This is a genomic window from Pseudarthrobacter sp. CCNWLW207 (assembly GCF_037203945.1).
Classification (GTDB): domain Bacteria; phylum Actinomycetota; class Actinomycetes; order Actinomycetales; family Micrococcaceae; genus Arthrobacter.
Map to the genome: position 1 here is coordinate 1 of NZ_JBBCBS010000025.1, position 7,585 is coordinate 7,585.

The following is a 7,585-nucleotide window of genomic DNA, read 5'->3' on the forward strand; positions in this document are numbered from 1 at the left end:
GTCCGCGCATAAGCCTGCACCGAGGACTTCACCTCAGCAGCGAACTCCCCATCACTCCACGCCCGCCGCCCGAAACCGACCAACGCGAAACTCGGCGGCAACAACCCCCGGTTCGCCAAGTCATACACAGCCGGCATCAGCTTCTTACGCGCAAGATCACCAGTCACCCCAAAAAGCACCAACGACGACGGACCCGCAATCCTATTCAAACGACGATCACGCGGATCCCGGAGCGGATTCTTGGTTCGGGGTGACCGGACGAGGGTATCTGGCATTTGCTGCTTTCTGGGCGGAGGACAGTATCGGGCCGAGGGGTGCCACTACCAGATACGGCGGCCGGCACCTTCCGGTGCCGGCCGCCGCATCTTGGGTGTGGGATCAGGCGATGGCGGCCTTGAGTTCCTTTGCTGCCAGGGCGGGGTCGGCTGCACCGTAGATGGCGCCGCCGGCTACGGCAACCTCAGCCCCGGCCCGCTGGACGGCTTCGATGGTGGAGAGGTTGACGCCGCCGGCCACCGAGAAGGGCACGCGTGCTTCGGCACCGGCGCTGAGCAGTCCGTTCAGGTCGAAGCCAGGCTTGGCCTGCTCGTCCAGGCCTGCGTGGAACTCCACGAACTCGGCGCCGAGTGCCCGTGCTTCCTTGGCGCGGGTGGCCTTGTCCGGCACACCAATGAGGTCCACGACGATGCCCTTGTTGTGTGCACGGGCGGCCTTCACGGCACCTGCGATGGTGGAATCGTCGGCGCTTCCCAGCACGGAGACCAGGTCGGCGCCGGCCTTGAACGCGATGTCGGCTTCGAGTTCCCCGGCGTCCATGGTCTTCATGTCGGCGAAGACGATCTTGTCAGGGTGGGCCTGCTTGACTGCGGTCACAGCGGAAAGTCCGGCTGCCTTGATCAGGGGCGTACCGAGTTCGATGATGTCAACGTACTCGGCGACCTTGCCGGCCAGCTCGAGCGCGTCTTCGGTGGTCAGGAGGTCCATAGCTACCTGAAGCTTCATGATGTTTCTCTTTCTGTTGGTGTTGGTGTGGCGTAAAAGGAGGGGCTTATTCGAGGTTTGCGTGCCGGAGCCAGAGTTCTTCAGCCGGCGCGTCGGTGTCGTTCCAGATGGTTTGGAAAACGGCTTCGGTGAGGACGAAGAGGACCTGCTCGAAGAGGCTTCCCGAATACTGGCGAGTGACACTGGAGCCGTGATCCGTCTTTTGTGCGGCAGGTACGATCACCAGCGAATCCGCCAGGTCCGCGAGGCGGGAGTCGGGGTTGGTGGTCACCGCAGCCACGCGGGCACCGGCCGCCGCAGCGGTTTCGGCTGCCTTGACCACGCCAGAGGTGGAGCCGGAGCCGGACGCCACCAAAAGCACATCGCCGGCGCGGATGGCCGGAGTCGTGGTGTCGCCCGCCACGTGGACGTTGAGGCCGAGATGCATCAACCGCATGGCAGCCATGCGGAGGACGAGGCCGCTTCGGCCGGCACCGGCGACGAAAACCCTGTCGGCGGAACGGATGGATGCCGTCATGGCTTCCAAACGGTCTCCATCCACCTGGGCAGCCGTGCCACTGATCTCGCCGGAAATGAGGGACAAGTTCTGGAGAATTGCCCCGGCGCTGAGGCGGTCCGATGAACCGATTGCTGTTGGACCCACAATTATTTCCTTCGCTCTGTTGGAGGCGTCCATCCATCTGGGATGTATTCCGCCATCAATCTTGCCGCTGCTTTGGTATGGGTGTAACGCCCACTAAAGGTGGTTATAGCTATACTTTCTGGTAGTTCGTGCTCTGCTCCTGCCGAAAGGACCCCATGACCAGCTCGCCAGTGGACAGGCTCCCACCCCTCACGCCGCCCGGCACCCCGGCTTTGCCATGGCCGTTGCTGCAGTCCATCGCGGCGGTGGCGAACGCCCCACTGACGTCCATAGCGGAAGAGTTGCGGAAGGCGCTGGCTCCTTATCTCGCCAGCAGCGCCCTGGTGATCTTCACGGAGGACTGCACCGGCAGGCCCCAGAAGAAGGCGGGTTTGGAGAGCATCATCTCAGGAGTGTCCATCGAGGAGCTGGACAGCCTCCGCGCTGCCCTTAGCGGGGAAGAACCTTGGGTGGGGGATGCTGTGGTTGCCGCAAAGGAACGTCCAGTACTCGCGATGAAATACCTCTCCAGCAGGGCCTTGCTGGTGCTTACGGATCCTGTTGTGCCCGACTCTGAGGCCGGTAACGCGGAAGCAGGTGCGGACATCGCCAAGTACCTCTGGCACCTTGCCGCGCGCAGGATTCACGAAAAGGTCGCGGATGCTCCGCCTGCATACTTGTTGGAGTCCCGGGCGGCGTCAGCTGAACGACTCCGGGTGACTTCCGAGTTGGTGGACCAGCATGCGACAACGCTTGAGATTGTCGCCGGGGCGCTGAGGTCAACGGCGCTGGACGACGCCGCAGCACGTTCAGCAGCCACGGATTTGGTGGCCAAAGCCCTTGTAAGGCTTCGCACGTTGAGTGACAGGACCACGGACCTGATCGAAGAACCGGTAGCCAAGGCCTTCGAGCGCCTCCGGGAAGACCTTCTTCCACTGACGCGTTTCAGCGGGGTGGAGGTGCAGTTCGTCGAACCTCCCCTGAACGGGCGGGCCCTCCCGGGCGAAGTGGCCCATGCAGCCCGGGCCATCGTGCGGGGCCTACTGCTGGCCATGCTGGACCAGCCGGAAGTCCGAAGGGTCCGGGCCCAGTGGGATTGCGACGGCGAGAATCTGCTGATCAATGTCCGCGACGACGGCGGCGGCACTCTTGCCGCCGACGCATCCAGTTTGGGCAGGCTGGACCGGCGGGTTCAGGCCCTGGACGGAAAGATGCAGGTAGATGTCATGCCCGGCTGGGGTACAGATGTCTCCGTGACGCTTCCGCTGGATGCCCCCCAAGCTGCTCCTGCCGACGTCAGCGCCTGGAAATTGGGCAGTCGCGAGTTGGAAGTGCTGCAGCATCTGGCGTCCGGTCAGCGGAACAGGTCGATCGCGGGCGCCCTCAACATCAGTGAAAACACGGTCAAGTTCCACGTGGGAAACATCTTCCGGAAGATGGGTGTCACTTCGCGTACGGAGGCCATAGCTCTGGCAACCAGCATCGGCCTGCGGTGAATTGAAACACTAGGCGCTTGATTGCTGTTCCCGGACCGGCGCAGTACCGGGATGCCCAGCTGAACGGTCATGGCCTTGGGGCTGATGCGGCGCGGCCGCCGTCAGCGGACACCAAGGTCGCTGTCAACATACGAGCCGGGGCGGTCTTCGGTGTGGTGTTGGCAGTTGCAGCAACCATCCACCTGCAGCCGAACGGTCACTGGACTCGATGCTTCAAGCCGGATATCCACCGGCTCCTTTCCGTTCCGGCTGACCCGGAGAATCGGGGGTTGATCGTGGCGATCGTACATGTACTGACCTTTGCAGCTGAGTGGGGGTGTGAGTGCGCCCCGGCGGCACGGGCTGGGGAGCCGCGTGCCACCGGGGCGGATTGCTACTGACGGTGAACCTTTTTACTCCCGGTCCGCCCGCCGGGTCTGGACGGTCGGGATGCTGCCCGTGTGGGTGCCGCCCTGGTGGGAATCCGGGTCAGGACAGGAATCAGCGCAATCATGCTTCGTGACAAGGTCGAACTGAACGCCGCCGTGCTGTTCCACGCCAGTCCTGATGGCCCGTTCGACGACCGAGGTAGCCAGGCGCCGTCGCAGGGACAGCGGATCCCGGCGCAGGTCCTTGGCGAGGGCAAAGCAGAGCAGGAGCATGACGACGATGAACGGTAGCGCTGCGACGATGGTGATGCGTTGCAGGCCAGCCAAGGCTTCCGACGGTTCATCGCCACCGGCCAGCAGCATGACCGCTGCCACGGCGCCGGTGAGGCTGCCCCAGAAGATCACCACTCCGCGGCGGGGGTGCTCGGCGCCGTTGGAGCTGAGCGATCCCATCACGATGGAAGCAGCATCGGCACCGGTGACAAAGAAGATTGCCACCAGGACCATAGCCAAGACGATGACGCCAACAGTAAGCCAGCCGGGCATACCAAGGTTCTTGACCAGGTCGAAGAGTGCGCCGTCGAAGTTGACGGACGAGACGCCGTCGACCGTTGTTACCAGCCCGGGTGTTCCTGCCTTGTCAGCTTCCTGCTGGACGTGGAAGGCGGCTCCGCCGAAGATGCCAAACCAGATCACGCTGACGACGCTGGGCACCAGCAGCACGCCGGTGACGAACTGGCGGATGGTGCGGCCGCGGCTGATGCGGGCAATAAACATGCCTACGAAGGGCGTCCAGGAGATCCACCAGGCCCAGTAGAAGATGGTCCAACCGGTCATCCAGCTCCGAAGGGCCTCATCGCCGACCGCTTCGGTCCGGGACGACATCTCGGCCAGGTCGCGGGCGTAGTCGCCGACTGCGGACGGGATCAGGTTGAGGATGAACAGGGTGGGGCCGGCAATGAAAACGATGAGTGCCAGGACGACGGCCAGGACCATGTTGATGTTTGAGAGCCACTGGATGCCACGGCTGATGCCCGAGACGGCCGAAGCGACGAAGCAGAAGGTCAAGACGGCGACGATCCCCACAAGCACGGGCGTGCCGATTTCGCCGAACCAGCCGTTGGAGGTCATGCCGCTGCCGATCTGCAGGGCGCCGAGGCCCAGAGAAGCAGCCGTACCAAAGAGGGTGGCGAAAATGGCCAGGATGTTGATGAACTTCCCGAGCGGGCCTTCCACCATCCTGATGCCGAAAAGTGAGGTGAAGGCTGCGGAGACCAGTTGCCTGCGGCCCAGGCGGTAGGTGCCGTACGCCATGGCAATGCCTACCACTGCGTACATTGCCCAGGGGTGCAGGGTCCAGTGGAAGATCGAGGTGGCCATGGCCGTCTGGATGGCTGCAGGGGTGCGGCCGTCCACGGTTCCGGGCGGGGGAGAGATGTAATGGTAGAGCGGTTCGGCTACACCGTAGAACATCAGTCCGATGCCCATGCCGGCCGCGAACATCATCGCGACCCAGGAGACGGTACGGAATTCTGGCTTCTCGCCGTCCTTGCCAAGCGGGATGTTGCCGAACTTGCCCAGGGCCAGCCACAGGACAAAAACGACAAACAGGGAAGCCAGGACCATAAAGAGCCAGCCGGTGTACTCCATGACCCAATTCAGGGCGGTCGTGGAGGTAGCGGAGAGGCTGTCGCGGCCCACGAAGCCCCAGATGACAAAGGCGATGGCGATGGCGCCGGTGATTCCGAACGTTACTTTGTCGAGGGTGAGCGAGTGGTTCCGGCGCAGGGAGACGGCCTGCTCGGTCTTGGCATTGCGCAGTTCCTCCAGGATCTGCTCATACTCTTCGGTGTCCGGCAGTGGTTCTGCGCTTCCGTCTTCCGGATCGAGGACGGCGGGGTGTGTGTCTTCTTCTTTGGAGACACTGATGACTTCTTTGGTATTGCCCAAACTTTCGGGCTCCTCACTAGGGTGAGTCCTTGCCAGACCATTGTCGGCGGGCAACTCCTCAGGTGTCAGGGGTTTTAGGTCACTATTAATAGCCATGAGCGGGTCCTTTGCTCGGCGAGTCATGGGCTTGCGGTTAAACATGGCCTTCGGCTGTTAGTCCGGGCGGAAGGTTGGGGGCTTCGTCCGATTCGATGACCATGATGTTGCCATCGACGATTTGCTCTTCGTGAGTCCGGACCGGCAGTTTGGCCGGCGGTTGGTCCACGCCTCCTGAACGGAGGTTGAACCTGGATGCGTGAAGCGGGCACCCGACCCAACATTCCTCCACATAGCGTCGGCCAGTGAAGCATCCTGGTGAGTACAAGTGTCGTCGATGGCGAAGATCTCGCCCTCTTCTGTGTGGAAGACGGCGATGGGTGGAGCTGTGTCGAGCCGTAATGCCTCCCCGGGAGCAAGTTCACTGAGCGGGCAGGCGTTGTGCATATTGCACCTCTTCAGGTTTGGGATCAGGTTTCTCGTGCAAGGAAGGCTGCAAAGCCTTCGGTTCGTTCCGCAGGGATCAACACATTTCGCGCTAAGCAACAGAGTGCGCCCCGTCACAGCCCAGTGTCAAGGTATTTCTGCATCTTCATGACGTATTTCTAAGGGACCAAGCCGCATCTTGACACTCAGCGTGGCATGCGGCACCCTGTTGCTTATCATGATCCTTGTTGCGTAGGAAGCAATTCAGAAGGGGAGAACATGGAGAGGCTCGCGATCGTGGGAGCATCTTTGGCTGGTCTTTCTGCAGCCAAGGCAGCCCGTGCTCAGGGCTTCACCATTGAAGGCTCAGAAGGGCTGGACCACATCCCGGGTGGATGTGACGGCTTCTGTGGAGCTGTTCCACCGCGTCAACCAGCAGGACTTCGATGCGTGCGAACGCTGCGAGCCTGCCATGGGCTCGAGGGTCTACTCCAAGGGTGGTGTGCTGGTCCCCAGCGAACACCACATCCGCGCCTTCCACGGCTGGATCGAAGGAAAAGTCGGCGACACTATCAAGCCTGCCTAGACACCCTATGAGAACGCCACGCCTGGCCCTTAGGGCCGGGCCTACCGGCGTCTGTAGCCCATTTTCCCGCTGATGGCCATACCTGCTTCGCGGAGGCCGTCAATGAGCCCAGGCTGCTCCTCGGGCGTGAACCGGAACGCAGGACCGGAAATGCTCACCGCCGCGATGACACTCCCCAAGTGGTTGAAGATGGGAACGGCCACCGCCGTCAGGCCAATTTCGAATTCCTCGTGTACCACAGCGTAGCCCTGCCGGGCGACATCCAGCAGCTGCTTCTCCAGCTCCCCGCGATTCGTAATGGTTCGCGGCGTGCGGGCCGGCAGCCCGACCGTCCTGAGGATGGTGTCCCTTTCGTCCGCCGGCAGGGCAGCGAGCAGCACCTTGCCGCTGGAAGTGGCGTGCAGGGGTGTCAGGCTGCCTACCCAGTCGTAGGTCGCAAGGGTAGAAGGGCCCATGGCCTGGTCCACGTTGACAGCGAAGTTCGATCGAAGGACCGCCAGATTTACGGTTTCCTTGTACTGCGTTGCCAGGCTCTCCAGAACTTCCCTGGCCTCGCGCACAACGCTCAAGCGTCCAGGGATGGACGATGCCAATCTCAGGATTCCAAACCCCAGTTGGTACTTGCCGCGTTCATTATTCTGGCGGACCAGTTCCCGGCCCAGCAAGGATCCAACGAGCCGGGACACGGTGGACTTGTGGACGCCCATCTCCTCAGCGATCTCACTGACGCCGGCATCGCCCTCGCGGGCGAGAATTTCCAGAATCTGGAGGGCGCGGTCAACCGATTGGACGCCGCCGCCCTGAGCGTCTGCGTCCGGGTCTTGGTCGTTACGTGCGGCCATTGTGCCTCATGTCATAGTCCATGCAGGGTGCCTTGGGACTGGGAGTCCCAGCTGACCTGCGCCCTCATCATGTTCATCCTAGACCGACTCGCCTGCGGCCCCTCAATTGGTATAGAACGCGGGTTCGCGACCCGCTGCCGCCGGCAAACAAAAGAGGGGCACCCCAGTGGGGTGCCCCTCGAACCGGTCGGCGGGTTAGCCGATTTTGTTGGCTGCTTCGGCGTCGGAGTCGGCGGCAGCGGCTGTGCCGAGGTTGG

The 7,585-nt window shown here is 62.5% G+C and carries 7 protein-coding genes and 2 pseudogenes; 2 read left to right on the forward strand and 7 right to left on the reverse strand.

Annotated elements, in window-relative coordinates:
• From V9L17_RS21065 to hxlB, 3 genes and pseudogenes are all read right to left on the reverse strand, one after another.
• Positions 1-275: pseudogene (locus tag V9L17_RS21065) on the reverse strand (glucose-6-phosphate dehydrogenase); the annotation flags it as partial.
• A 103-nt stretch (positions 276-378) separates the two neighbouring features.
• A complete protein-coding gene (hxlA, locus tag V9L17_RS21070; RefSeq protein ID WP_337352774.1) occupies positions 379-1,002 on the reverse strand; it encodes a 3-hexulose-6-phosphate synthase in 624 nt (207 codons plus the stop codon).
• Between the two features lie 46 nt (positions 1,003-1,048).
• Positions 1,049-1,678: a 6-phospho-3-hexuloisomerase gene (hxlB, locus tag V9L17_RS21075; protein ID WP_443197990.1), complete on the reverse strand. Its 630-nt coding sequence runs from the start codon at positions 1,676-1,678 to the stop codon at positions 1,049-1,051.
• A gap of 122 nt (positions 1,679-1,800) precedes the next feature.
• Between hxlB and V9L17_RS21080 the strand changes: the two genes are divergently transcribed.
• Positions 1,801-3,120, forward strand: coding sequence for a helix-turn-helix transcriptional regulator (locus tag V9L17_RS21080; protein ID WP_337352775.1), 1,320 nt, complete (start codon positions 1,801-1,803; stop codon positions 3,118-3,120).
• 392 nt (positions 3,121-3,512) lie between these two features.
• Here V9L17_RS21080 and V9L17_RS21085 read toward each other — a convergent pair whose 3' ends face one another.
• The 3 genes and pseudogenes from V9L17_RS21085 to V9L17_RS21340 form a co-directional block, all read right to left on the reverse strand.
• A complete protein-coding gene (locus V9L17_RS21085) occupies positions 3,513-5,561 on the reverse strand; it encodes a BCCT family transporter (RefSeq protein ID WP_337352776.1) in 2,049 nt (682 codons plus the stop codon).
• Between the two features lie 10 nt (positions 5,562-5,571).
• Positions 5,572-5,703 (reverse strand): hypothetical protein, encoded by a 132-nt coding sequence (locus V9L17_RS21335; RefSeq protein ID WP_443197991.1) that lies wholly within the window; start codon positions 5,701-5,703, stop codon positions 5,572-5,574.
• Positions 5,704-5,831: 128 nt separating this feature from the next.
• Positions 5,832-5,921 (reverse strand): annotated as a pseudogene (locus tag V9L17_RS21340) (bifunctional 3-phenylpropionate/cinnamic acid dioxygenase ferredoxin subunit); the annotation flags it as partial.
• Positions 5,922-6,258: 337 nt separating this feature from the next.
• Between V9L17_RS21340 and V9L17_RS21095 the strand changes: the two are divergent.
• Entirely contained in the window at positions 6,259-6,486 is a 228-nt protein-coding gene (locus V9L17_RS21095) for an SRPBCC family protein (RefSeq protein WP_337352777.1), read from the forward strand.
• A 41-nt stretch (positions 6,487-6,527) separates the two neighbouring features.
• Here the strand turns inward: V9L17_RS21095 and V9L17_RS21100 are convergent, their stop codons facing one another.
• On the reverse strand, positions 6,528-7,328 hold the full coding sequence (locus tag V9L17_RS21100) for an IclR family transcriptional regulator (protein ID WP_337349238.1): 801 nt from the start codon (positions 7,326-7,328) through the stop codon (positions 6,528-6,530).
• Positions 7,329-7,585 lie beyond the last annotated feature (257 nt).

Excerpts from the sequence above, each read along its gene's own strand:
- V9L17_RS21100 (WP_337349238.1), bottom strand. The coding sequence starts at position 7,328 with ATGGCCGCACGTAACGACCAAGACCCGGACGCAGACGCTCAGGGCGGC.
- hxlB (WP_443197990.1), bottom strand. The coding sequence starts at position 1,678 with ATGGACGCCTCCAACAGAGCGAAGGAAATAATTGTGGGTCCAACAGCA.
- hxlA (WP_337352774.1), bottom strand. The coding sequence starts at position 1,002 with ATGAAGCTTCAGGTAGCTATGGACCTCCTGACCACCGAAGACGCGCTC.
- V9L17_RS21080 (WP_337352775.1), top strand. The coding sequence starts at position 1,801 with ATGACCAGCTCGCCAGTGGACAGGCTCCCACCCCTCACGCCGCCCGGC.
- V9L17_RS21085 (WP_337352776.1), bottom strand. The coding sequence starts at position 5,561 with ATGACTCGCCGAGCAAAGGACCCGCTCATGGCTATTAATAGTGACCTA.